Below are 23,819 nucleotides of genomic sequence, written 5' to 3' on the forward strand. Positions count from 1 at the left end.
CGCGACGGATCCGCGCGCCGGCGCCCGCATGCCGTATCCGGGACGGGGCTTAGGGATAGTCGCGATGTGGAATCGCGCCACCCCGGTACAATCGACCGAACAACAAGTCGAGGCAGCAACGGAACATGGAAGAGGACGACATCGTCGCCGGATGGGCCGAGCGCGTGCGCGCCGCCAGTGCCGACGGCCGGCCGCTGCGGATTCGCGGCGGCGGCACCAAGGACTGGTACGGGCAAGCGCTCGAGGGCGAAATACTCGACACGCGCGGGTTTCAGGGCGTCGTGTCGTACGACCCGGCCGAGCTCGTCGTCACGGTCCGCGCGGGCACGCCGCTCGCGCAGCTTGAAACGGTCCTCGCCGAGTGCGGGCAGATGCTGCCGTTCGAGCCGCCGCACTTCGGCCGCGCGGCCACCGTCGGCGGCTGCGTCGCGGCCGGCCTCGCGGGCCCGCGCCGCGCCGCCTGCGGCGCACCGCGCGATTTCGTGCTCGGCACCACGTTGATGAACGGCCGCGGCGAAGTGCTGCGCTTCGGCGGGCAGGTCGTGAAGAACGTCGCCGGCTACGACGTGTCGCGGCTGATGGCCGGCGCGCTCGGCACGCTCGGGCTGATGCTCGACCTGTCGATCAAGGTGCTGCCGATGCCCGTCGCCGAGGTCACGCTGAAGTTCGAGATGACCGCGACCGACGCGGTGCGCAAGCTCAACGAATGGGGCGGCCATCCGCTGCCGGTCAGCGCGAGCGCATGGCGCAACGGCACGCTCGTGCTGCGCCTGTCGGGCGCGGAAGCCGCGGTGAAATCCGCGAAAACGCTGCTCGGCGGCGAAGTCGTCGACGCGGTCGAGGCCGAGCGCTTCTGGTCCGGCCTGCGCGAGCATACCGACCCGTTCTTCAACGGCATCCCGCCCGGCTACGCGCTGTGGCGCCTGTCGCTGCCGTCGATCACCGAACCGATGCACCTGCCCGGCACCCAGTTGATGGAATGGGGCGGCGCGCAGCGCTGGTGGATCACCGACGCCGACGCGCAAACCGTGCGCATGAGCGCGAAGCAGGCCGGCGGCCATGCGACGCTGTTCCGCGCGGGCGACACCTACGACCGCAGCGCGGGCGTGTTCACGCCGCTGCCCGCGCCGATGATGAAGATCCACCGCGGGTTGAAGAGCGCGTTCGATCCCGCGCGCATCTTCAATCGCGGGCGGCTTTACCCAGATCTCTGAGGGCTGGATGCAAACGAATCTCGCCGATTTCATCCGCAACACGCCCGACGGCGACGAGGCCGACGCGATCCTGCGCAAGTGCGTGCACTGCGGGTTCTGCACCGCGACCTGCCCGACCTATCAACTGCTCGGCGACGAACTCGACGGCCCGCGCGGCCGCATCTACCTGATCAAGCAGATGGTCGAAGGCGCGCCCGTCACGCGCAGCACGCAACAACACCTCGACCGCTGCCTGACGTGCCGCAGTTGCGAGACGACCTGCCCGTCCGGCGTCCAGTACGGCCGGCTCGTCGAGATCGGCCGCAAGCACGTCGAGGCGCAAGTGGAGCGCCCCGCGCAGCAGCGGCTGATGCGCCGCGTGCTCGCGAGCGTCGTGCCGAACGCCGCGCTGTTCTCGCCGGTGATGCGGCTCGGCCAGCACGTGCGGCCGCTGCTGCCGAAGCGGCTGCGCGACAAGGTGCCGCCGCGCACGCGGCTGCTCGAATGGCCGCACCGCACGCATACGCGCAAGATGCTGATGCTCGGCGGCTGCGTGCAGCCGTCGATGCTGCCGAACATCAACATCGCGACCGCACGCGTGCTCGACGCGCTCGGCATCGAGACGGTCGTCGCGCCCGACGCGGGCTGCTGCGGCGCGATCCGCCTGCACCTGAACTATCACGACGAAGCGCTCGACGACGCGCGCCGCAACATCGACGCGTGGTGGCCGCACGTCGAACAGGGCGTCGAGGCGATCGTGATGAACGCGTCGGGCTGCGGCGCGACGGTGCTCGAATACGCGCACCTGCTGCGCGACGATCCGGCCTACGCGGAGAAAGCGCAGCGCATCGTGTCGCTGACGCGCGACATCTCCGACGTGCTGCTCGCGTTCGAGGCCGAGCTCGCGACGATCGCGCGGCGCCGCGCGATCCATACGGTCGCGTACCACCCGCCGTGCACGCTGCAGCACGGCCAGCAGTCGCGCGGCAAGGTCGAGCGCCTGCTGGAGACGCTCGGCATCGACGTGCGGCTGCCGGCCGACAGCCACCTGTGCTGCGGCTCGGCCGGCACCTACTCGCTGACGCAGCCGTCGCTGTCGTACCGGTTGCGCAAGCAGAAGCTGCTGAAGCTGCAGGCGCTCGAACCGCAGATGATCGTGTCCGGCAACATCGGCTGCATCGCGCATCTGCAAAGCGGCACGCAGGTGCCGGTCGCTCACTGGGTCCAGCTCGTCGAGCATTTGCTGTACGGCTAGTCCCGGCGCGCAACGGGTGGACGGGCGCACGCGCGGCGTCCGTATAATGAGCGGATCGATGCGCCGCGTATCGCGGCGCATCGGCTTCATGCCCGCTTCCCGTGCTGCTTCCGTGCCTGCTTTCGTGCCCGTCATGTCCGATCTCGCCGCCCGCCTCGCCTCCGTTCACCGCCGCATCGCCGACGCCGCCCGCGCGGCCGGCCGCGATCCCGCCACCGTGTCGCTGCTCGCCGTGTCGAAGACGTTCCCGGCCGACGACGTGCGCGCCGCGCATGCGGCCGGGCAGCGCGCGTTCGGCGAGAACTACGTGCAGGAGTCGATCGACAAGATCGACGCGCTCGCCGACCTGCGCGCGAGCCTCGAATGGCATTTCATCGGGCCGCTGCAATCGAACAAGACGCGCCCCGTCGCCGAGCGCTTCGACTGGGTCCATTCGGTCGACCGGCTGAAGATCGCGCAGCGCCTGTCGGAACAGCGCCCCGCACACCTGCCGCCGCTGAACGTGTGCGTGCAGGTGAACATCAGCGGCGAGGCGTCGAAGAGCGGCGTCGCGCCGGCCGACGTGGCCGAGGTCGCGCGTGCGGTCGCCGCGCTGCCGTCGCTGCGGCTGCGCGGCCTGATGGCGATTCCCGAACCGGCCGGCGACACCGACGCGCAACGCACGCCGCATCGCGCGCTGCGCGCGTTGTTCGACGCGTTGCGCGCCGACGGCCTGCCGCTCGACACGCTGTCGATGGGCATGTCCGCCGATCTCGACGCGGCCGTGCTCGAAGGCGCGACGATCGTGCGCGTCGGCACCGCGATCTTCGGCGCGCGCGATTACGCGCACTGAACGTCGCGCCCTTTTCCGCCTTTCCGTTCACTCACTCGCTCATTCCCGACATCATGAAAATCGCATTCATCGGCGGCGGCAACATGGCCGCGGCCCTGATCGGCGGCCTGATCAAGCGCGGCGTCGCCGCGGACGGCCTGTACGCCATCGACGTCAACGAAGACGTCCGCGCGCGCGCCGCGCAGCAGTTCGGCATCCGCACCGGCGCGGCCGTCGACGCGACGCTCGCCGACTACGACGCAATCGTGCTCGCGGTGAAGCCGCAGGTGCTGAACGACGTCGCGCAGGCGCTCGCGCCGCACCTGAAGTCGCAGCTCGTGATCAGCATCGCGGCCGGCATCCGTGGCACGGATCTCGCCCGCTGGCTCGGCGGCTATGCGCGCGTCGTGCGCACGATGCCGAACACGCCCGCGCTGGTCGGCATGGGCGTGACGGGCCTGGCCGCGCTGCCGGGCGTCGACGCCGCCGGCCGCGAACTCGCGTCGAACGTGCTCGGCGCGGTCGGCGAGATCGTGTGGTTCGACGACGAAGCGCGGCTCGACGCGGTCACCGCGATTTCGGGCAGCGGCCCCGCGTACGTGTTCTATTTCATCGAAGCGCTGCAGGAAGCCGCGCGCCGCCTCGGCATGAACGACGAGCAGGGCCGCGCGCTCGCGGTCGCGACGTTCACGGGCGCCGCGCAGCTCGCCGCGCAGTCGGGCGAGCCGGCGAGCGTGCTGCGCGAACGCGTGACGTCGAAGGGCGGCACGACGGCCGCCGCGCTCGCGGCCTTCGACGCGCAGGGCGTGAAGGAAGCGATCGTGCGCGGCACGCTCGCGGCCGAAGCGCGCGCGAAGGAAATGGGCGACGAGCTCGGCCGCGCGTAAGCGCGATGGCGACGCCGGTTTGCCCGGCGCCGGACGTAAAAAAAAGCGACCGTCAGGTCGCTTTTTCGTTGGCGCCGCACGAAAGGACGCGCGCAGTGTCGTTCAGTTGCCGGCCAGCAGGTAATGCACGGCGATGCCCGCGAACAGCACGCCGCCGAGCCAGTTGTTGTGACGGAACGCCGCGAAGCACGGCATCCGTTCGCGATCCTTGATCAGCGTGTAGTGATACAGCGCGCAACCGGCCGCCGCCGCCCAGCCCGCCCAGTATGCGAGGCCGAAGCCGAGCGTCACGCCGATCCACACGTAGATGCCGAGCGTCACCGCGTAGCACGCCATCACGGCCGCGACGTCGAAACGGCCGAACGTCAGCGCGGACGTGCGGATGCCGATCTTGATGTCGTCGTCGCGATCGACCATCGCGTATTCGGTGTCGTACGCGACCGACCAGAAGATGTTCGCGACCAGCATCACCCAGGCCAGCATCGGCACCGTGTCCTGCACGGCCGCGAACGCCATCGGGATGCCGAAGCCGAATGCGATGCCGAGATACGCCTGCGGAATCGCGAAGAAGCGCTTCATGAACGGGTAGGAGCCGGCGACGAACAGCGCGACGACCGACAATTCTTTCGTCAGCGCATTGAGCGGCAGGATCAGGAGGAACGCGATGAACGACAGCACCACCGCGATCGCGACGGCTTCCCATGCGCGGATCTTGCCCGACGTCAGCGGCCGGTCGGCCGTGCGCTTCACGTGGCGGTCGAAATCGCGGTCGGCGTAATCGTTCATCGCGCAGCCGGCCGAGCGCATCAGCAGCGTGCCGAGCGTGAAGATCACGAGCAGCGGCCAGCGCGGGTGGCCGTCCGATGCGATCCACAGCGCGTTGAGCGTCGGCCACAGCAGCAGCAGGCTGCCGATCGGCTTGTCCATCCGGACGAGCCGCAGATACAGGGGGAAGCGGGCAAGCATGGCGAAGCACCGGGAAGAGAATCCCGGCATTTTAGAGCCGAGCGGTGCTTTGCGTCATGTCGGCGCGACCCGCGGCCGGCGGTCGCGGCGGGCCGGCAGGCCGCCGCGGCCCGCTGCGCGCGGCCGCGCCGCAACGCACGCCAATCAGGGGACAGATTCAGCGCCGCCTCGAATCGGGCCAGCCTGCCGTCCCCGGCCGCGCCGGGCTTACGCGAGCAGCGACCGCAGCATCCATGCGGTCTTCTCATGCGTCTGCAGGCGCTGCGTGAGCAGGTCGGCGGTCGGCTCGTCGCTCGCCGCGTCGGCGATCGGGAAGATTTCGCGCGCGGTGCGCACGACCGTCTCGTGCCCTTCGACGAGCTGGCGGATCATTTCCTCGGCGGCCGGCACGCCCTTCGCTTCCGGCACCGACGACAGCTTCGCGAAATCGCCGAACGTGCCGGGCGCGACGACGCCCAGCGTGCGAATGCGCTCGGCGACGGAATCGACCGCGAGCCACAGTTCGTTGTACTGCTCCTCGAACATCAGGTGCAGCGTGTTGAACATCGGTCCGGTCACGTTCCAGTGGAAATTGTGGGTCTTCAGGTACAGCGAAAACGTATCGGCGAGCAGGCGCGACAGGCCGTCCGCGATGTTCTTGCGGTCCTTGTCGCTGATACCGATGTTGATCTGCGTGGCGTTGCCTTTCTTGGCCATCTTCGGGACTCCTCATTCGAAATGTTGAACCGGCGAAAATGTGTCTAGCAATCCGCATGCCGCGTCGTGCGACATCCGTTCGCGACTCGCCAGTCTAGCGTCGCGAATCCATCCGTGGCGTCGACCGCCGTCGACCGCCGTCAACCGCCGGCGATCGACACGACCGGCGCAAGCGCGTGCAGCGCCTGCGAGACCAGCTCCGCCGCGCCACCGACGACGATCGCGAAACCGACGACATAGCGCGCCAGCTCGCCCGGCGATCGCAGAATGGGCGATGCGGCGGCACGCATGTTGAGCATCATTTGCGTCATGGTCGTCACTCCTTCGACAAGACATCGTTCCGAGAAGAAACGGCCGGTCGTGGGACCGGCCGTTTCACGTTACTGCACGACTGCATCACCGCGTCAGGATGCGGCCGGTTTCATGCGAGATCGAAGCGGTCGAGGTTCATCACCTTGTTCCAGGCCGCGACGAAATCGCGTGCGAACTTCTCCTTCGCATCGGCGCTGCCGTACACCTCGGCCAGCGCGCGCAACTGCGAGTGCGAACCGAAGATCAGGTCGACGCGCGTGCCCGTCCACTTGACCGCACCCGTCGCGCGGTCGCGCCCTTCGAACACGTCGTTCGCGGCCGACACCGGCTTCCATTCCGTGCCCATGTCGAGCAGGTTCACGAAGAAGTCGTTCGTCAGCGTTTCCGGACGATCGGTGAACACGCCGTGCTTCGCGCCGCCCGCATTCGCGCCGAGCACGCGCAGGCCGCCGACGAGCACCGTCATTTCCGGCGCGCTCAGCGTCAGCAGTTGGGCCTTGTCGACCAGCAGCGCCTCGGCCGGCGTCTTGTACGCATGCTTCAGGAAGTTGCGGAAACCGTCGGCGAGCGGCTCGAGCACGGCCATCGCGTCGACGTCGGTTTCTTCCTGCGACGCATCCATCCGGCCCGGTGCGAACGGCACCGTGATCGCGATCCCCGCGTTCTTCGCCGCCTGCTCGACGCCGGCCGCACCGGCCAGCACGATCAGGTCGGCCAGCGACACCTTCTTGCCGTCCGTCTGCGCATCGTTGAACGCCTTCTGCACGCCTTCGAGCGTTTCGAGCACCGCCGCCAGCGCCGCCGGCTGATTCACTTCCCAGTCCTTCTGCGGTGCGAGGCGGATGCGCGCACCGTTCGCGCCGCCGCGCTTGTCCGAGCCGCGGAACGTCGCCGCCGACGCCCATGCGGTCGACACGAGCTGCGACACCGACAGCCCGCTGGCCAGCACCTTCGCCTTCAGCGCGGCGACGTCGGCGGCGTCGATCAGCGGGTGATCGACGGCCGGGATCGGGTCCTGCCACAGCAGGTGTTCCGCCGGCACGTCCGGGCCGAGATAGCGGGCACGCGGGCCCATGTCGCGGTGCGTGAGCTTGAACCACGCACGTGCGAACGCGTCGGCGAATTCGGCCGGGTTCTCGTAGAAACGGCGCGAGATCTTTTCGTAGGCCGGGTCGAAACGCAGCGACAGGTCGGTCGTCAGCATCGTCGGACGATGCTTCTTCGACGCGTCGTACGCATCGGGGATCACCTCGCCGGCGTCCTTCGCGACCCACTGGTGCGCGCCGGCCGGGCTCTTCGTGAGCTCCCACTCATAGCTGAACAGGTGCTTGAAGAAGTCGTTGCTCCACTGCGTCGGCGTCGACGTCCACGTGACTTCGAGGCCGCTCGTGATCGTGTCCTTGCCCTTGCCCGTGCCGAACGTGCTCTTCCAGCCGAGGCCCTGCTGCTCGATGCCCGCGGCTTCCGGCTCGGGGCCGACGTTCGATGCCGGGCCGGCGCCGTGCGTCTTGCCGAACGTGTGGCCGCCCGCGATCAGCGCGACCGTTTCCTCGTCGTTCATCGCCATGCGCGCGAACGTCTCGCGGATGTCGTGCGCGGCGGCGACCGGGTCGGGATTGCCGTCCGGGCCTTCCGGATTCACGTAGATCAGGCCCATCTGCACCGCGGCGAGCGGGCTTTCGAGCTCGCGCTTGCCCGTGTAGCGGCTGTTCGGGCCGCCGCTCAGTTCCAGCCAGATCTTTTCCGAGCCCCAGTAGACGTCGTCCGGTTCCCACGTGTCGGCGCGGCCGCCCGCATAGCCGAAGGTCTTGAAGCCCATCGATTCGAGCGCGACGTTGCCGGTCAGGATCAGCAGGTCGGCCCACGAGATGTTGCGGCCGTACTTCTGCTTGATCGGCCACAGCAGGCGGCGCGCCTTGTCGAGGCTCACGTTGTCCGGCCAGCTGTTGAGCGGCGCGAAGCGCTGCTGCCCGCCGCCCGCGCCGCCGCGGCCGTCGGCCGTGCGGTACGTGCCGGCGCTATGCCATGCCATGCGCACGAACAGGCCGCCGTAGTGGCCGAAGTCGGCCGGCCACCAGTCCTGCGACGTCGTCATCAGCGCGTGCAGGTCCTGCTTCACCGCGGCGAGATCGAGCTTCTTGAACGCTTCTGCGTAGTCGAAATCCGGGTCCATCGGATCGGACAGCGCCGAATGCCGATGCAGGACGTTGAGGTTCAGCTGATTCGGCCACCAGTCCTTGTTCGTCGTGCCGCTGCCTGCGGTGTGGTTGAACGGGCACTTCGTTTCGTTCGACATGCTTTTTCTCCTTGTCTTGCTCGTAGGCCCCCACGTGCCGGGCGCGGTTCGTGGAGCATTGCGGGGGGATGAAACGGAACAGGCGGTTCCTCCGGTCGTACTACGGGACGTCGTGCGCGGCCTGCGACCCGCGTTCCGGCTGCGACGTGCCGCGGGCGGGGCGCTCGGGGAAGCGGCTGCCGGCGGTCGTCGTGCCGGCGCGGCGGGCGGCTTTTCGGGTATCGGACATGCAATGCTCCCTCATGGCTCGACGGCAGTTAATCGGGGGAACACAGGATCGGCGTGCGGCGGCACTCATCCGCCATACACACGATCCGCCAGGTACGCGAACGCAATCGGACGCAGGCTGCGAACCGCCGCCCTGGCGCGATGTACGACCGTGTCGCGCGACGGGATGTTCCGCTGCGCGTGCTGCAATACCGACCGCATCATGACATCCTCCTTTGACGCCTGCATTCAACCTGCATCCCGCCCGTCGGCGCGACGCCGATCCATGTAGAGGATTCTATCTACATCTATCAATTATTTGAATTTGATAAATTTCATCTATGCGATAGGGAAAAATAAACGGGGTCGTACGACCCCGTTCATCACGCTGCCACGTGGGCATGCGCAGGCGCATCCCTGTCAGTTCATCGTCGCCGGCATGTCGAGCTTCGCGACGCCGGGCAGTTCGCACGCGGTAATCGCGTCGCTGATCGCGTCGATCGCGGGCATCCGCGTGAAGCTCTTGCGCCACACGAGCACCACGCGACGGTCGGGCACCGGTTCGTTGAACGGCACGTACGACAGCAGCTCGGCGTCGGGGCCGTTCGCGCGCGGGCCGACCTCGGCGACCGACATCCGCGGCAGCACGGTGATGCCGACGCCGCTCGCGACCATATGGCGAATCGTTTCCAGTGACGAGCCCTCGAAGGTCTTCTGGATGCCGTCGGCCGTCTGCGAGAAGCGCATCAGTTCCGGACACACGCCGAGCACGTGATCGCGGAAGCAATGGCCGTTGCCGAGCAGCAGCATGGTTTCCTGCTTCAGGTCCTCGGCGTCGATTTCGTCGCGCTTCTCCCACGGGTGGCCGGCCGGCAGCGCGACGACGAACGGCTCGTCGTACAGCGGCCGCACCATCAGGCCGGTTTCCGGGAACGGCAGCGCCATGATCGCGGCGTCGATCTCGCCCTGCTTCAGCAATTCGAGCAGCTTCAGCGTGTAGTTCTCCTGCAGCATCAGCGGCATCTGCGGAACACGCTGGATCATCTGCTTGACGAGGGTCGGCAGCAGGTACGGCCCGATCGTGTAGATCACGCCGAGGCGGAACGGGCCGACGAGCGGGTCCTTGCCCTGCTTCGCGATCTCCTTGATCGCGAAGGTCTGCTCCAGCACGCGCTGCGCCTGGGTGACGATCTGGTCGCCGATCGGCGTCACGCTCACTTCGCTCGCGCCGCGCTCGAAAATCTGCACGTTGAGCTCGTCCTCGAGCTTCTTGATCGCCACCGACAGCGTCGGCTGGCTCACGAAGCACGCTTCGGCCGCGCGGCCGAAATGCCGCTCGCGCGCGACCGCGACGATGTACTTCAATTCAGTCAGGGTCATTGTGGGTCAATCAGAGATATACAAGCGATAGGTTTAATTTATACACCCGTTGGCACCGGTTCGCCAAGTTTCTCTGCATCGGGATGCGTCGATTGGCGTCGATTGGCGGCTTCCGATCCGGCCCCAAGGCCGCTCGATCAGGCCTTCAGGTACTGTTCGCGTGCGCCGAGCCAGCGCGCGAGATGCTGGGTGACGACCTCCGGATACGCGGCGATCAGCCGCGCCGCGGCCTCGCGGGCCGGATCGATCAGCCAGCCGTCGGTCTCGAGGTTCGCGAAGCGCAGCATCGCCGCGCCCGACTGGCGCGCGCCGAGGAATTCGCCGGGGCCGCGGATTTCGAGGTCGCGCCGCGCGATCTCGAAGCCGTCGGTCGTCTCGCGCATCGTCTTCAGCCGCTCGCGGCCGGTGAGCGACAGCGGCCCGGTGTACAGCAGCACGCACACCGACGCCGCGGTGCCGCGCCCGACCCGGCCGCGCAACTGGTGCAGCTGCGCGAGGCCGAAACGCTCCGCGTGCTCGATCACCATCAGCGATGCGTTCGGCACGTCGACGCCGACCTCGATCACGGTCGTCGCGACCAGCAACTGCACTTCGTTGCGCGTGAACGCTTCCATCACCGCCGCCTTGTCGGCCGGCGACAGCCGGCCGTGCACGAGGCCGACCTTCAACTCGGGGAGCGCCGCGGCGAGCGTCTCGTAGGTCTCGACGGCCGTCTGCAGCTGCAGCGTCTCGCTCTCCTCGATCAGCGGGCACACCCAGTACACCTGGCGCCCGGTCAGCGCGGCCTCGCGCACGCGGGCGATCACCTCCTCGCGCCGCGCGTCGCCCACCAGCCGCGTCAGCACGGGCGTGCGGCCCGGCGGCAGCTCGTCGATCGTCGACACCTCGAGATCCGCGTAGTACGTCATCGCGAGCGTGCGCGGGATCGGCGTGGCCGACATCATCAGTTGGTGCGGCTGAAAGTCGCGCGCGCCGTTGGCCGCATTCGCGGCCTTCGCGCGCAGCGCGAGACGCTGCTCGACGCCGAAGCGGTGCTGCTCGTCGACGATCACGAGGCCGAGCCGCGCGAATTCGACCGTGTCCTGGATGATCGCGTGCGTGCCGATCACGAGTTGCGCGGTGCCGAGCGCGGCCGCCTCGATCGCCGCGCGTTTCTCCTTCGCCTTCAGGCTGCCCGCGAGCCACGCGACCGTCACGCCGAGCGGCTCGAGCCATGCGCGCAGCTTGCGCGCGTGCTGTTCGGCGAGGATTTCGGTGGGCGCCATCAGCGCGGCCTGGTAGCCGGCGTCGATCGCCTGCGTGGCGGCCAGCGCCGCGACGACCGTCTTGCCGCTGCCGACGTCGCCCTGCAGCAGCCGCTGCATCGGGTGCGCGAGCGTGAGATCGTGCGCGATCTCGTCGACGACGCGCGCCTGCGCGCCCGTCAGCGTGAACGGCAGCGCCGCGTAAAAGCGCGTGGTCAGCGCGTCGGTATCGGTCGCGGTGCGGCGCGGCATCGCGGGCGCGGCGCGCGTGCGGCGCTCCTCGTGCGCGCGCTTGAGCGACAGTTGCTGCGCGAGCAGCTCCTCGAACTTGATGCGCGTCCACGCCGGATGCGAGCCGTCCATCAGCGCGGCTTCGTCGGAATCGACGCCCGGGTGGTGCAGGATCCGCACGGCCTGCGCGAGCGTCGGCACGCCGAGCGGCTTCAGGTAATCGCGCTCGATCTCGGGCGGCAGCAGTTCAGGCAGCGGCGTGCGCTCGACCGCGTTCTCGATCGCCTTGCGCAGATACGCCTGCGACACGCCGGCCGTGCTCGGGTAGACGGGCGTGAGCACCTGCGGCAGCGGCGCATCGGCTTCGACGACGCGCACGGCCGGATGCACCATCTCCATCCCGAAGAAGCCGCCGCGCACGTCGCCGCGCACGCGCAGCCGCTGGCCGATGGCCATCTGCTTGACCTGCGACCCGTAGAAATTCAGGAAGCGCAGCACGAGCTGCTCGCCGTCGTCGTCCTGGATCTTCACGACGAGCTGGCGGCGCGGCCGGTACGCGACCTCGTTGTCGAACACGACGCCTTCGGTCTGCGCGATGCCGCCCGGCAGCAGTTCGCCGATCGGGGTGAGCGTGGTTTCGTCCTCATAGCGCATCGGCAGATGCAGCACGAGATCGATCGAACGCGTGAGGCCGAGCTTCGCGAGCTTGTCGGCGGTTTTCACCGGCTTGTCGGCGGCCGGCTTCTTCTTGCGCTTCGCACCCGATGCGCCGGGCGCATCCGCTTCGTCGCCGCCCGCGCCCGGTTCGACGTCGGGCGCGGCGGCCGCGGGTTGCGCGAGCCGGCCGTCGGCGCCGCGCTTCGGGCCGGCGCGGCGCGCGCCGGAACCCGACGCGGACGGCGCGGGCATGGCGGCGTCGCCCGCGTCGAACGGATCGGCGGAATCGGCAACGGCAGCGGGGGAACGGCGTGGTGACACAGGCATCGGATCGTCTGGGTGCTTCGCAAGGCAAGTACAATAGCGGCTTTCACGTCGTCCGAACGAACGACGCCGGCCAGGCCGCGCATCCCGTCATCATAGCGGCTCGCGCGCCCCATTTACGCGTTTCCGCCTTGCCGGCGACGCCCGCCGGCCGCTTCGAACCAGCCCGCATGTTCACGCTTTCCGATTTCGATTTCAATCTGCCGCCCGAGCTGATTGCACAAACCGCGCTGCCCGATCGCACCGCGAGCCGCCTGCTCGAGGTCGACGGCACCGTCGAGCCCGCACGCCTCGTCGACCGCCGTTTCGCCGAGCTGCCGTCGTGCATCGCGCCCGGCGACCTGCTCGTGTTCAACGATACCAAGGTGCTGAAGGCGCGTTTCTTCGGCCAGAAGGCCAGCGGCGGCAAGATCGAGGTGCTGATCGAGCGCGTGACCGGCACGCGCACGGCGCTCGCGCAGATCCGCGCGAGCAAGTCGCCGGGCGCCGGCACGACGCTGCGTCTGGCCGATGCGTTCGACGTGACGGTCGGCGAGCGCGTCGAGCCGTTCTTCACGCTGCACTTTCCCGCGCCGTGCCTCGACCTGATCGAGCAGCACGGCCGCCTGCCGCTGCCGCCGTATATCGAGCACGACGCCGATGCGACCGACGAAACGCGCTACCAGACCGTCTACGCGAGCAATCCGGGCGCGGTCGCGGCGCCGACGGCCGGGCTGCACTTCGACCAGCCGCTGCTGGAGCAGCTCGACGCGATGGGCGTCGAGCGCGCGACGCTGACGCTGCACGTCGGCGCCGGCACGTTCCAGCCGGTGCGCGTCGACAACATCGCCGAGCACAAGATGCACAGCGAGTGGTACGACCTGCCGCAGTCGCTCGTCGACAAGATCGCCGCGACCCGTGCGCGCGGCGGCAACGTGATCGCGGTCGGCACGACGTCGATGCGCGCGCTCGAAGCCGCCGCGCGCGCCGCCGACGAAGCGGGCCGCCCGCTCGCGGCCACGCAGGCCGAAACCGACATCTTCATCACGCCCGGCTACCGTTTCCGCGTGGTCGACCGGCTCGTCACGAATTTCCACCTGCCGAAATCGACGCTGCTGATGCTGGTGTCCGCGTTCGCGGGCGTCGAGACGATCCGCGCCGCGTACCGGCACGCGATCGAAGAACGCTACCGGTTCTTCAGCTACGGCGACGCGATGCTGCTCACGCGGCGCGACACGCCGGAGGCGCCGGGCGCGTAAGCGCGGCGGGCGCGATCACGCACCGGCCTGCGATTGCGCAGCAGCCGTTGTGCGCCGCGCGGTCGCGCCCAGCGCCGTTGCCCCGTTTTCCCGCCGTACGCGCTACGATGCGCGCACCCGCTTTTCCCCGCCGCCGGTTGCCCGGCGGCGTTTCCAACATGCGCCGGACTTGCGATCCGGAGTCAGCGCTTCAGCGCATACTCCGGTCCCATGCAAAGCTTTTTCCGGTAGCGAGGAGAACAACACGATGACCGAAGGTTCATCCCACGATACGCACGCCCCCGTGCAGGACCGCCCGGCGAACGGGCTCGAATTCGAACTGCTGACGACCGACGGCCGCGCGCGCCGCGGCCGCGTGAAGCTCAACCACGGCACGGTCGAAACGCCGATCTTCATGCCGGTCGGCACGTACGGCACCGTGAAGGCGATCCAGCCGCGCGAGCTGCACGAGATCAACGCCCAGATCATCCTCGGCAACACGTTCCACCTGTGGCTGCGCCCGGGCCTCGACACGATCGACGCGCACGGCGGCCTGCACGGCTTCATGGGCTGGAACAAGCCGATCCTGACCGACTCGGGCGGCTTCCAGGTGTTCTCGCTCGGCGACCTGCGCAAGATCACCGAGGACGGCGTCACGTTCGCGTCGCCGATCAACGGCGACAAGCTGTTCCTGTCGCCGGAAGTGTCGATGCAGATCCAGAAGGTGCTGAACTCGGACATCGTGATGCAGTTCGACGAGTGCACGCCGTACGCGACCAACGGCGTGCCGACGACGCACCAGGAAGCGGCCGACTCGATGCGCATGTCGCTGCGCTGGGCGAAGCGCTCGCTCGACGAGTTCGACCGCCTCGGCAATCCCAACGCGCTGTTCGGGATCGTCCAGGGCGGGATGTTCGAGGACCTGCGCGACGAATCGCTCGCGGGCCTCGCCGAACTCGGTTTCCACGGCCTCGCGATCGGCGGGCTGTCGGTGGGCGAGCCGAAGGAAGACATGATGCGCGTGCTGCGCCACGTCGGCCCGAAGCTGCCGGCCAACAAGCCGCACTACCTGATGGGCGTCGGTACGCCGGAGGACCTGGTCGAGGGCGTCGCGAACGGCATCGACATGTTCGACTGCGTGATGCCGACCCGCAACGCGCGCAACGGCTGGCTGTTCACGCGCTTCGGCGACGTGAAGATCCGCAACGCGACGCACAAGAACGCGCTGAAGCCGCTCGATTCCACGTGCTCGTGCTACACGTGCCAGAACTTCTCGCGCGGCTACCTGCACCACCTGCACCGGGTCGGCGAGATCCTCGGCGCGCAGCTCAACACGATCCACAACCTGCACTACTACCTGCAGCTGATGAGCGAGATCCGCGACGCGATCGAAACGCATACGTTCGACGCATTCCGGCAGCGCTTCGCGGAGGATCGGGCAAGAGGGGTCGACTGAGACGGGCCGGCGGCCGCGCGGCTGCCCGCCGCATAGGACGAGTACTAAATTGAGCCGTCCCCGTACCGGTCGCGACCGCCAAACATTACAATTGCCTTTCCAAACAAGCCGCAACGGTATCGGTTCATGCTTTAACAGCTTGATCCGAAAGCGCATTTGCCGATCCGTTTGCGCATGGGGCCGGTGGTAGAATAACCGGCTTATTTTTCGATCTTCCCCTACGGAGAGACCAACGTGCCGTTCATTTCCAATGCCTTCGCGCAAGGTGCCGGTGGCGCCGAATCGAGCCTGATGAGCTTCCTGCCGCTCATCCTGATGTTCGCGGTGCTGTACTTCATCATGATCCGTCCGCAGATGAAGCGCCAGAAGGAACACCGCAACATGCTCGCGGCCATGGCGAAGGGCGACGAAGTCGTCACGAGCGGCGGCCTCGTCGGCAAGGTGACGAAGGTCACCGAAGGCTACATCGGCGTCGAAATCGCCGAAGGCACCGAAATCACCGTGCAGAAGGCTGCCGTCACGACCATTCTGCCGAAGGGCACGATCAAGTCGCTGTAAGGCTTATACCGAGCGTCCGGCTCCCCGCGCCGCGCCCGCCTGAGAGAGCGGGCCGCCGCGGCGCCGGACGCGACGCTTTCACGCCAACCACCCGTTCGGCCCCCTCATGAATCGTTATCCACTCTGGAAATATGTCGTGATGGTCGTGGCGCTCGCCATCGGCCTTCTGTACACATTGCCCAACTTCTTCGGCGAAGCGCCGGCGGTGCAGGTGTCGAGCGGCAAGGCCACGGTCAAGCTCGACTCGACCACGCTGACCCAGGTCGAATCCGCGCTCGCGTCCGCGCAGATCACGCCGGACGACGTCACCTTCGAGAACACGGCGACCAACGCGAACATCCGCGTGCGCCTGAAGGACACCGATACGCAGCTGCGCGTCAAGGACCTGCTGCAGAAGTCGCTGAACACCGACCCGAACGATCCGCAGTACGTCGTCGCGCTGAACCTGCAGAGCGCGTCGCCGCGCTGGCTGACCGCGCTGCACGCGCTGCCGATGTATCTCGGCCTCGACCTGCGCGGCGGTGTGCACTTCCTGCTCCAGGTCGACATGACGGGCGCGCTCACGAAGAAGCTCGACTCCGACGCGTCCGACGCGCGCTCGCTGCTGCGCGACAAGAACATCCGCGACGGCGGCGTGAGCCGCGTCGAGCAGTCCGTGATCGTCAACTTCAGCGATGCGCAGACGGCGGAAGACGCCCGCAAGGTGCTCGCCGCTTCGATCACCGAGCTGCAATGGGCGACGCAGCCCGGCGGCGGCGGCACGCAAGTCGTCGGCACGTTCACGCCGGCCGTGCAGAAGGCCGTCGAGGACGCCGCGCTCAAGCAGAACCTGACGACGCTCCACAACCGCGTGAACGAACTCGGCGTGTCCGAGCCGATCCTGCAGCAGCAAGGCAGCGACCGCATCGTCGTCGAACTGCCGGGCGTGCAGGACACCGCGAAGGCGAAGGACATCATCGGCCGCACCGCGACGCTCGAGGCGCGCCTGGCCGACCCGATCAACACGCACCCGAACCCGAACGACCCCGTGCCGCCGGGCGAGGAGCTGTTCACGCAGGGCAACCAGGCGCCCGTGCTGCTGAAGAAGGACGTGATCTTCACCGGCGACCGCATCATCGACGCATCGGCCGGCTTCGACGAACACCAGCGTCCGTCGGTCAACATCCGCCTCGATTCGGCGGGCGGCCGCGCGGTGCGCACGGTGTCGCGCGAGAACATCGGCAAGCCGATGGCGATGGTGCTGTTCGAGAAGGGCAAGGGCGAAGTGCTGACGGTCGCGACGATCCAGTCCGAACTCGGCGACCGCTTCCAGATCACGGGCCAGCCGACGCCGCAGGCCGCGGCCGACCTCGCGCTGCTGCTGCGCGCCGGTTCGCTCGCGGCGCCGATGGACATCATCGAGGAACGCACGATCGGCCCGAGCCTCGGCGCCGACAACATCAAGATGGGCATCCACTCGGTGATCTGGGGCTTCTGCGCGATCGCCGTGTTCATGGTCGCGTACTACATGCTGTTCGGCGTGGTGTCGGTGATCGGCCTGTCGGTGAACCTGCTGCTGCTCGTCGCGGTGCTGTCGCTGATGCAGGCGACGCTGACGCTGCCCGGTATCGCGGCCATCGCGCTCGCGCTCGGCATGGCGATCGACTCGAACGTGCTGATCAACGAGCGCGTGCGTGAGGAACTGCGCGCCGGCCAGCCGCCGCAGCTCGCGATCCAGGCCGGCTACGCGCATGCGTGGGCGACGATTCTCGACTCGAACGTCACGACGCTGATCGCCGGCCTCGCGCTGCTCGCGTTCGGCTCGGGCCCGGTTCGCGCGTTCGCGATCGTGCACTGCCTCGGCATCCTGACGTCGATGTTCTCCGCGGTGTTCTTCTCGCGCGGGATCGTCAACCTCTGGTACGGCGGCCGCAAGAAGCTGAAGTCGCTCGCGATCGGCCAGGTGTGGAAGCCGGAAGGCGCGGCGGCCGCCGCGTCGTTCGCCGACGCGGACGAATCGACCGACACCGCGCGCGCCGCGAAGCTCGCCGCGCCGGCGAAGGGCAACGCGCCGCGCGCCGGCAAGCCGCAGTTGCGCAACCGCGCGCAGCAAGGCGTGTCGCCGAAGAAACCGGGCTCGACCCAATAAGGCCCCGGAGACGAAGCCATGGAATTTTTCCGCATCCGTAAAGACATTCCGTTCATGCGGCACGCGCTGGTGTTCAACGTGATCTCGCTGGTCACGTTCCTCGCCGCCGTGTTCTTCCTGTTCCACCGCGGGCTGCACCTGTCCGTCGAATTCACCGGCGGGACGGTGATCGAGGTGCAGTACCAGCAGGCCGCGGAGCTCGAACCCGTGCGCGCGACGCTCGGCAAGCTCGGTTACGCCGACGCGCAGGTGCAGAACTTCGGCACGTCGCGCAACGTGCTGATCCGCCTGCAGCTGAAGGAAGGCCTCACGTCGGCGCAGCAGAGCGACCAGGTGATGGGCGCGCTGAAGGCGCAGAGCCCGGACGTCACGCTGCAGCGCGTCGAGTTCGTCGGCCCGCAGGTCGGCCGCGAGCTCGCGACCGACGGGCTGCTCGCGCTCGCGTGCGTCGTGATCGGCATCGTGATCTACCTGTCGTTCCGCTTCGAATGGAAATACGCGGTGGCAGGCATCATCGCCAACCTGCACGACGTCGTGATCATTCTCGGTTTCTTCGCGTACTTCCAGTGGGAGTTCTCGCTGGCGGTGCTCGCGGCGATCCTCGCGGTGCTCGGCTACTCGGTCAACGAGTCGGTCGTCATCTTCGACCGGATCCGCGAGACGTTCCGCCGCGAACGCAAGATGAGCGTGCAGGAAGTGATCAACCACGCGATCACGACCACGATGTCGCGCACGATCATCACGCACACGTCGACGGAAATGATGGTGCTGTCGATGTTCTTCTTCGGCGGCCCGACGCTGCACTACTTCGCGCTCGCGCTGACGGTCGGCATCATGTTCGGCATCTACTCGTCGGTGTTCGTCGCGGGCTCGCTCGCGATGTGGCTCGGCATCAAGCGCGAAGACCTGATCAAGGACAAGAAGACCGCGCACGATCCGGACGACCCGAACGCGGGCGCGCAGGTTTAAGCGCCACGCCGTTTCGGCATCGAAGCAAAGCCGGCCCGTTTGGGCCGGTTTTTTTATGTGCGGGCCGCCGCCGCGCGGCACGAAGACGGCTCGACCGGCGCCGTCGCGGGCGTCGGCTACAATCGTCACCGCCTTGCCCCGTTGGCCATGCCGGCCGTGCAAGCGCTCTCGCCACCTCGTTCGAACGTGCGGTCCCGATGATGCTTCCCATGCGTGTCGTTCGTCGCCTCGCCGTCTGCGCAGCCGCTGCGGCCGCGTTCCCGTATGCGCCGCTCGCCGGTGCGCAACCGGCATCCGCACCGGCCGCTGCTTCGCTGCCGGCCGCTTCACCTGCCGCCGCTTCGGCTGCCGTCGCCCCACCGCCGTCGCCCTGTCCGCCCGACTGGGAGCCGCAGCTCTGCGAACTGAAAGCGGCCGTCGAAGTGCTGAAGAAACAGCACCTGACCGACGTCGACATCGGCGCGCTGCTCGACGCCGCGACCCACGAAGGCATCAAGACGCTGCCGTACGCGCGCTTCTTCAACGCGAAGGAAGAGCAGGAACGGCGCGACGACGAGCGGCGCGCGCGCGACGGCACGCCGGGCATCGGAATCGTGTTCGAGACACGGCCCGACGGGCTGCACATCATCGACGTGATTCCCGATGCGCCGGCCGAGAAGGCCGGTGTGCGGCCCGACGATCTCGTCGTCGCGATGAACGACAGGAGCGTCGTCGGCGTCGACGGCAGCGCGCTGATGAAGCTCGCGAAGGGCGACGCCGGCGTGCCGCTGAAGCTCACGGTACAGCGCGGCCCGAAGCATGCGGTGCTGAGCTTCGCGCCCGTGCGCGCGATCGTCAAACCGCATCCGGCGACCGCGAAGCGGCTCGACGGCGACATCCTGTACACGCGGCTGTCGAGCTTTCCTGAGCCGGCGGTTGGAGACTATATCGACGCGGTGCAAGCCGCGCGCCGCGCGGGCCCGCCGGTGAAGCAGGTAATCCTCGACCTGCGCATCAACGGCGGCGGCGCACTTAACGCGGCGATCGGCATCACCGCGCTGTTCGCGGGACGCGACCGCACCGCGATGGTGACGGTCGAGCGCGGCGACACGCACCGCCGCCGCTACACGACCAACTGGCCCGACTACGAACTGCCCGTCATGCATGGGCAGGATCCGCTCGCGCCGCTGCAGGCCGACGCCTGGTGGCGCACCGTGCCGCTCGTCGTGCTGGTCGACGGACAGAGCGCGTCGGCCGCCGAAGCGACCGCGGCGGCGCTCAAGGATCTCGGCCGCGCGACGCTGCTCGGCATGCCGACCTACGGGAAAGGGCTCGCGCAGACGGGCGTCGACCTGATCGACGGCACGCGCCTGAATTTCACGTTCGCGCGCAACCTGCGGCCGAACGGCTGCCCGATGGACGGGTACGGCGTCGTGCCGGACCGGCTCGTGCCGCCGCGCCGCGATTCGGATGTCGACGGCGTGCTGCTGTGGTACCGCGAAGTCGACCTCGCCCGCGCGCCGTATGCGGACCGCGAGGCGCCCGACCCGTTCGCGCAGGTGCGCAAGGCCCGGCAAAAGCTGCGCGACGAGCGCATGCGCGCGACGGTCGATACGGCGAAGAGCGCGGCGCTGCCGCAGCGCGCCTTCGGCACGGCCGCCGACTGGCAGCTTCGGCAGGCGCTCAATGCCCTCGCCGGCCGCCCGGTGCAGACCATTGCCGCGCCCGCGCAATTGATGCCGGCGCAGCCGGTATGCGAGCGCGGCGCCGACTGACGCGCCGCCCGCCCGTTTCAGCGAAACCCGAACCGCCGCCGCAGCACGACCAGCGCCGCGAGGCTCAGCACGGCCGCGAACATCAGGTAGAAGCTCGGCGCGGTCTTCATCCCGGTCTCGCGGATCAGCCACGCGATGATGAACGGCCCGAAGCCGCCGAAGATCGTCACCGCGACGTTGTACGCGAGCGACATCCCGGTCGTGCGCGTCTGCACCGGAAACACCTCGGACAACAGCCCCGGCAGCGCCGCGAAATAGCCGGTCATCAGGAACGCGAGCAGCACCTGCAGCGCGATCAGCGTGCCGAAGCCCGGATGCGCGACGAGATACGCGAACGCCGGATAGATCAGCACGAGGATGCCGACGGCCGGCGCGATCATCACGCGCACGCGGCCGTAGCGATCCGACCAGTGGCCGACGAGCGGCGCGAACGCCATCTGGATCACGCCGACCACGAGAATCGCGGCAAACGCGGCGGACGGCGCGAGGCCGAGCTGCTTCACGCCGTAGGTCGGCATGAACAGCACGAGATAGGTCGCGACGGTGCCGAGCACGACCACGCCCATGGCAGCCACAAGACGCGCCTTGTGCGACGCGAACGTATCGCGCAGCGGGTTCGCGGTGCCTTCGGCCGCGAGGAATTCGGGCGTCTCGTCGACCTTGGTGCGGATGTAGTACGCGAGCGGCCCGAGCAGCAGCCCGAAGAAGAACGGCACGCGCCAGCCCCACGACGCCATCTGGTCCGCCGTGAGCTGCGCGTTCAGCACGGTGCCGAAGCCCGCGGCGAGCAGCGTCGTGAGCCCCTGGCTCGCGACCTGCCAGCTCGCGAAGAAGCCGCGTCGGCCCGGCACGTGCTCGGCGAGGAACGCGGTCGCGCTGCCGAATTCGCCGCCGGCCGAGAAGCCCTGCATCAACCGCGCGGCGACGAGGATCACCGGCGCGGCGACGCCGATCGTCGCGTAGGTCGGAAGCACCGCGATGATCAGCGTGCCGGCCATCATCAGCAGGATCGACAGCGTGAGCGCGGCCTTGCGGCCCGCGCGGTCGGCGTACGCGCCGAGCACGATCGCGCCGAGCGGGCGCATGAAGAACGACACGCCGAACGTGCCGAGCGTGAGCAGCAGCGACACGGTGTCGTTGCCGGACGGAAAGAACAGCTTCGAGATCGTCACCGCGAAAAAGCCGTAGACGACGAGATCGAACCACTCGAGCGCGTTGCCGATCGACGCGGCGACCACCGCGCGCCACACGCGCGGCGACGAGGCAATGGAGCTGGACTGCGTGACGGCATGCATCGGCGATCTCCTTGTCGTTGTACGTTCTGTTCGGGGCGGCCGCCGTCGCGCCGTCGGCCTGCCCGGCGCCGCACGATCCGCAGGGTCGCAGGCGGCGCTCGGGCGATTATAGGCGCGCAAAAAAAACCGCCGCGCCCCGGTGACGGGAGCGCGGCGGTTTGTCCGCGGGGGCCGGCACGATGGCCGGCCCCGCCGGGAAGCGTTACTGCTGCTTGACCGCTTCGGCCGTGATCAGCAGCTTCGTCTTCATCTTGAAACCGTACTGCTTGCCGTAGTCGAGGCCGAAGTCGTCGCGGCTGAATTCGCCGACCGCGTCGACGCCGCACACTTCACGCTTGAGCATCGGGTGCGGCATGCACTTGAACGAATCGATCTTCAGCGTCAGCGGCTTCGTGACGCCATGCAGCGTCAGGTTGCCGACCACCGACACCGGCTTGTCGCCGTCGAACTTGATCGTGCCCTTGTAGTTCGCCTGCGGAAACTTCGCCGCATCGAAGAACTCGGCCGTCTGCAGGTGCTCGTCGAGCTTCGCGCTGCCCGTGTGGATCGACGCGATGTCGGTCGTCACGTCGACCGTGCCGGTCTTCGCCGCGCGGTCGAGCGTCACGGTGCCGCTCGACTTGTCGAACTTGCCGCGCCAGACCGACAGGCCGCCGAAGTGGTCGGCCTCGAAGCTCGGGTACGTGTGGCTCGGGTCGAACTGGTACGTGGCGCTTTCGGCGAAGGCCGAGAACGACAGCGAAGCGGCGAGCGCGCCGGCGGCGATGATCAGATGCTTTTTCAAACTTTTTCTCCTGGAAACGGCGCCGCGCCCTCGCGCGGCATTCAGTTGAGGCGGCAACCTGCCGCTTACTTCGTGGCGACGAGATGGAACTTGATCTGCACTTCGTCCGCGACGATCGACGTGTCCTTCCACTCGCCGGTGCCGACGCTGAAGGTCGAACGCTTGATCGGCAGCACGCCGTCGAAGGTCTGCGTCGCGCCGTTTTGCGCGACCGTGACGGGCACCGTGACGGTCTCGGCCTTGCCCTTGATCGTCAGCTTGCCGGTCACGTTGTACTTGTTGCCGCCGGCCGGCGCGATCGCCGACGACACGAAGGTCGCCTGCGGATAGGTCTTCGCGTCGAACCAGTCCTTGCCGGCGACCTGGTCGTTGTACATCTTGTCGCCGAGGTCGAAGCTCGCGACGTCGATCGTCATTTGCGCGCTGCCCTGCGCGGCTTTCGCCGGGTCGAACTTCACCTGAGCGGAAAACTTCTTGAACGCGCCTTCGGTCGGCACGTTCATCTGCTTCGACACGGCGGACACCTTGCTCTTCGCGAGATCGACGTCGGCATGCGCCGCGCCCGACGCGACAAGCGCCGCCGCGGCGAACGCGGTCAGCATGGAGCGGGAGAAAGACACTTTCATGGGATCCTTCATTTGGCAAAGGGAAGCATGCGCGACAACAGGCCGTCGCGGTCCAACAGCTGGTGCTTGAGCGCCGCGAGCACGTGCATCGCGACGAGCGCAAGCAGAATGTAATTCAAAGAGACGTGCAGCGTCTTGAAGGTTTCCTTGAGCGCCGGATCGGGGTCGATCAGCCGCGGCAGCGGCACGATGCCGAGATAGACGACCGGGATGTTCGACGCGGAGCTGTACAGGTAGCCCGTCACCGGGATCACGATCATCAGCACGTACAGCAGCATGTGCACGCTGTGCGACACCGCGCGCTGCCACGCCGGCGTGCCGCCCGGCAGCGGCGGCGGCACGTGGGTCGCACGCCACAGCACGCGCACGACGGCCAGCGCGAACACCGTCACGCCGATCCACTTGTGCCACGAGAAGTACTTCAGCTTGGTCGGCGTGAAGCCGGGGATGTCCGTCATCACCCAGCCGAGCGCGAAGCCGCAGACGATCAGCAGCGCGATCAGCCAGTGCAGGGCGATCGCGGTGTGCGCGTAGCGTGCCGGCGTGGCCGGCGGCGAATTCGATGCCATCTTG

The 23,819-nt window shown here is 68.1% G+C and carries 21 protein-coding genes; 10 read left to right on the forward strand and 11 right to left on the reverse strand.

Going from position 1 to position 23,819, the window contains the following annotated elements; translation table 11 throughout:
• Nucleotides 1–125 precede the first annotated feature (125 nt).
• The 4 genes from glcE (at nucleotide 126) to proC (ending at nucleotide 4,146) form a co-directional block, all read left to right on the forward strand.
• Complete coding sequence (glcE, locus tag HWX14_RS07755; RefSeq protein WP_175882195.1) at nucleotides 126–1,214, forward strand: glycolate oxidase subunit GlcE; 1,089 nt, start codon at nucleotides 126–128, stop codon at nucleotides 1,212–1,214.
• Nucleotides 1,215–1,221: 7 nt separating this feature from the next.
• The gene (gene glcF, locus HWX14_RS07760; protein WP_027812713.1) at nucleotides 1,222–2,448 is read left to right on the forward strand and encodes a glycolate oxidase subunit GlcF; all 1,227 of its coding nucleotides are present in this window, start codon (nucleotides 1,222–1,224) and stop codon (nucleotides 2,446–2,448) included.
• A 133-nt stretch (nucleotides 2,449–2,581) separates the two neighbouring features.
• Nucleotides 2,582–3,280: a YggS family pyridoxal phosphate-dependent enzyme gene (locus HWX14_RS07765; RefSeq protein ID WP_175882196.1), complete on the forward strand. Its 699-nt coding sequence runs from the start codon at nucleotides 2,582–2,584 to the stop codon at nucleotides 3,278–3,280.
• Nucleotides 3,281–3,333: 53 nt separating this feature from the next.
• A complete protein-coding gene (gene proC, locus HWX14_RS07770; protein WP_175882197.1) occupies nucleotides 3,334–4,146 on the forward strand; it encodes a pyrroline-5-carboxylate reductase in 813 nt (270 codons plus the stop codon).
• A 102-nt stretch (nucleotides 4,147–4,248) separates the two neighbouring features.
• On the opposite strand, the gene ubiA is transcribed toward proC, so the two are convergent.
• The 7 genes from ubiA to recG form a co-directional block, all read right to left on the reverse strand.
• The gene (ubiA, locus tag HWX14_RS07775; protein ID WP_175882198.1) at nucleotides 4,249–5,112 is read right to left on the reverse strand and encodes a 4-hydroxybenzoate octaprenyltransferase; all 864 of its coding nucleotides are present in this window, start codon (nucleotides 5,110–5,112) and stop codon (nucleotides 4,249–4,251) included.
• Between the two features lie 207 nt (nucleotides 5,113–5,319).
• Nucleotides 5,320–5,808: a non-specific DNA-binding protein DpsA gene (gene dpsA, locus HWX14_RS07780; protein WP_175882199.1), complete on the reverse strand. Its 489-nt coding sequence runs from the start codon at nucleotides 5,806–5,808 to the stop codon at nucleotides 5,320–5,322.
• A gap of 140 nt (nucleotides 5,809–5,948) precedes the next feature.
• Nucleotides 5,949–6,110 (reverse strand): hypothetical protein, encoded by a 162-nt coding sequence (locus tag HWX14_RS07785; protein WP_175881051.1) that lies wholly within the window; start codon nucleotides 6,108–6,110, stop codon nucleotides 5,949–5,951.
• A gap of 119 nt (nucleotides 6,111–6,229) precedes the next feature.
• Entirely contained in the window at nucleotides 6,230–8,416 is a 2,187-nt protein-coding gene (gene katG, locus HWX14_RS07790) for a catalase/peroxidase HPI (protein ID WP_175882200.1), read from the reverse strand.
• Nucleotides 8,417–8,516: 100 nt separating this feature from the next.
• A complete protein-coding gene (locus HWX14_RS36715) occupies nucleotides 8,517–8,645 on the reverse strand; it encodes a hypothetical protein (RefSeq protein WP_279611799.1) in 129 nt (42 codons plus the stop codon).
• Nucleotides 8,646–9,043: 398 nt separating this feature from the next.
• Entirely contained in the window at nucleotides 9,044–10,003 is a 960-nt protein-coding gene (locus HWX14_RS07795; protein ID WP_175882201.1) for a hydrogen peroxide-inducible genes activator, read from the reverse strand.
• A 137-nt stretch (nucleotides 10,004–10,140) separates the two neighbouring features.
• Nucleotides 10,141–12,462, reverse strand: a complete 2,322-nt coding sequence (recG, locus tag HWX14_RS07800; RefSeq protein ID WP_175882202.1) for an ATP-dependent DNA helicase RecG — start codon at nucleotides 12,460–12,462, stop codon at nucleotides 10,141–10,143.
• A 167-nt stretch (nucleotides 12,463–12,629) separates the two neighbouring features.
• Between recG and queA the strand changes: the two genes are divergently transcribed.
• From queA to HWX14_RS07830, 6 genes are all read left to right on the forward strand, one after another.
• The gene (queA, locus tag HWX14_RS07805) at nucleotides 12,630–13,697 is read left to right on the forward strand and encodes a tRNA preQ1(34) S-adenosylmethionine ribosyltransferase-isomerase QueA (RefSeq protein ID WP_175882203.1); all 1,068 of its coding nucleotides are present in this window, start codon (nucleotides 12,630–12,632) and stop codon (nucleotides 13,695–13,697) included.
• Nucleotides 13,698–13,944: 247 nt separating this feature from the next.
• Complete coding sequence (gene tgt / locus HWX14_RS07810) at nucleotides 13,945–15,132, forward strand: tRNA guanosine(34) transglycosylase Tgt (RefSeq protein ID WP_175882204.1); 1,188 nt, start codon at nucleotides 13,945–13,947, stop codon at nucleotides 15,130–15,132.
• A 234-nt stretch (nucleotides 15,133–15,366) separates the two neighbouring features.
• The gene (gene yajC / locus HWX14_RS07815) at nucleotides 15,367–15,690 is read left to right on the forward strand and encodes a preprotein translocase subunit YajC (protein ID WP_006476868.1); all 324 of its coding nucleotides are present in this window, start codon (nucleotides 15,367–15,369) and stop codon (nucleotides 15,688–15,690) included.
• A 106-nt stretch (nucleotides 15,691–15,796) separates the two neighbouring features.
• Complete coding sequence (gene secD / locus HWX14_RS07820) at nucleotides 15,797–17,818, forward strand: protein translocase subunit SecD (RefSeq protein ID WP_175882205.1); 2,022 nt, start codon at nucleotides 15,797–15,799, stop codon at nucleotides 17,816–17,818.
• 18 nt (nucleotides 17,819–17,836) lie between these two features.
• Nucleotides 17,837–18,787, forward strand: coding sequence for a protein translocase subunit SecF (gene secF / locus HWX14_RS07825; RefSeq protein WP_175882206.1), 951 nt, complete (start codon nucleotides 17,837–17,839; stop codon nucleotides 18,785–18,787).
• A gap of 209 nt (nucleotides 18,788–18,996) precedes the next feature.
• The gene (locus HWX14_RS07830) at nucleotides 18,997–20,541 is read left to right on the forward strand and encodes a S41 family peptidase (protein ID WP_175882207.1); all 1,545 of its coding nucleotides are present in this window, start codon (nucleotides 18,997–18,999) and stop codon (nucleotides 20,539–20,541) included.
• A gap of 17 nt (nucleotides 20,542–20,558) precedes the next feature.
• Here the strand turns inward: HWX14_RS07830 and HWX14_RS07835 are convergent, their stop codons facing one another.
• The 4 genes from HWX14_RS07835 to HWX14_RS07850 form a co-directional block, all read right to left on the reverse strand.
• Complete coding sequence (locus tag HWX14_RS07835; RefSeq protein ID WP_175882208.1) at nucleotides 20,559–21,836, reverse strand: MFS transporter; 1,278 nt, start codon at nucleotides 21,834–21,836, stop codon at nucleotides 20,559–20,561.
• Between the two features lie 202 nt (nucleotides 21,837–22,038).
• A complete protein-coding gene (locus HWX14_RS07840; protein WP_006476873.1) occupies nucleotides 22,039–22,620 on the reverse strand; it encodes a YceI family protein in 582 nt (193 codons plus the stop codon).
• A 65-nt stretch (nucleotides 22,621–22,685) separates the two neighbouring features.
• A complete protein-coding gene (locus tag HWX14_RS07845) occupies nucleotides 22,686–23,246 on the reverse strand; it encodes a YceI family protein (RefSeq protein ID WP_175882209.1) in 561 nt (186 codons plus the stop codon).
• Nucleotides 23,247–23,254: 8 nt separating this feature from the next.
• On the reverse strand, nucleotides 23,255–23,815 hold the full coding sequence (locus tag HWX14_RS07850) for a cytochrome b (protein WP_175882210.1): 561 nt from the start codon (nucleotides 23,813–23,815) through the stop codon (nucleotides 23,255–23,257).
• Between the last annotated feature and the right edge of the window lie 4 nt (nucleotides 23,816–23,819).

Origin of the sequence: Burkholderia sp. BCC0044, assembly GCF_902832955.1 — a bacterium.
Classification (GTDB): Bacteria; Pseudomonadota; Gammaproteobacteria; order Burkholderiales; family Burkholderiaceae; genus Burkholderia.

Excerpts from the sequence above, each read along its gene's own strand:
- proC (WP_175882197.1), top strand. The coding sequence starts at position 3,334 with ATGAAAATCGCATTCATCGGCGGCGGCAACATGGCCGCGGCCCTGATC.
- glcF (WP_027812713.1), top strand. The coding sequence starts at position 1,222 with ATGCAAACGAATCTCGCCGATTTCATCCGCAACACGCCCGACGGCGAC.
- HWX14_RS07850 (WP_175882210.1), bottom strand. The coding sequence starts at position 23,815 with ATGGCATCGAATTCGCCGCCGGCCACGCCGGCACGCTACGCGCACACC.
- tgt (WP_175882204.1), top strand. The coding sequence starts at position 13,945 with ATGACCGAAGGTTCATCCCACGATACGCACGCCCCCGTGCAGGACCGC.
- dpsA (WP_175882199.1), bottom strand. The coding sequence starts at position 5,808 with ATGGCCAAGAAAGGCAACGCCACGCAGATCAACATCGGTATCAGCGAC.
- HWX14_RS07785 (WP_175881051.1), bottom strand. The coding sequence starts at position 6,110 with ATGATGCTCAACATGCGTGCCGCCGCATCGCCCATTCTGCGATCGCCG.
- secD (WP_175882205.1), top strand. The coding sequence starts at position 15,797 with ATGAATCGTTATCCACTCTGGAAATATGTCGTGATGGTCGTGGCGCTC.
- HWX14_RS07830 (WP_175882207.1), top strand. The coding sequence starts at position 18,997 with ATGCGTGTCGTTCGTCGCCTCGCCGTCTGCGCAGCCGCTGCGGCCGCG.
- HWX14_RS36715 (WP_279611799.1), bottom strand. The coding sequence starts at position 8,645 with ATGTCCGATACCCGAAAAGCCGCCCGCCGCGCCGGCACGACGACCGCC.
- HWX14_RS07845 (WP_175882209.1), bottom strand. The coding sequence starts at position 23,246 with ATGAAAGTGTCTTTCTCCCGCTCCATGCTGACCGCGTTCGCCGCGGCG.
- HWX14_RS07835 (WP_175882208.1), bottom strand. The coding sequence starts at position 21,836 with ATGCATGCCGTCACGCAGTCCAGCTCCATTGCCTCGTCGCCGCGCGTG.
- ubiA (WP_175882198.1), bottom strand. The coding sequence starts at position 5,112 with ATGCTTGCCCGCTTCCCCCTGTATCTGCGGCTCGTCCGGATGGACAAG.
- queA (WP_175882203.1), top strand. The coding sequence starts at position 12,630 with ATGTTCACGCTTTCCGATTTCGATTTCAATCTGCCGCCCGAGCTGATT.
- HWX14_RS07795 (WP_175882201.1), bottom strand. The coding sequence starts at position 10,003 with ATGACCCTGACTGAATTGAAGTACATCGTCGCGGTCGCGCGCGAGCGG.
- secF (WP_175882206.1), top strand. The coding sequence starts at position 17,837 with ATGGAATTTTTCCGCATCCGTAAAGACATTCCGTTCATGCGGCACGCG.
- HWX14_RS07765 (WP_175882196.1), top strand. The coding sequence starts at position 2,582 with ATGTCCGATCTCGCCGCCCGCCTCGCCTCCGTTCACCGCCGCATCGCC.
- glcE (WP_175882195.1), top strand. The coding sequence starts at position 126 with ATGGAAGAGGACGACATCGTCGCCGGATGGGCCGAGCGCGTGCGCGCC.
- recG (WP_175882202.1), bottom strand. The coding sequence starts at position 12,462 with ATGCCTGTGTCACCACGCCGTTCCCCCGCTGCCGTTGCCGATTCCGCC.
- katG (WP_175882200.1), bottom strand. The coding sequence starts at position 8,416 with ATGTCGAACGAAACGAAGTGCCCGTTCAACCACACCGCAGGCAGCGGC.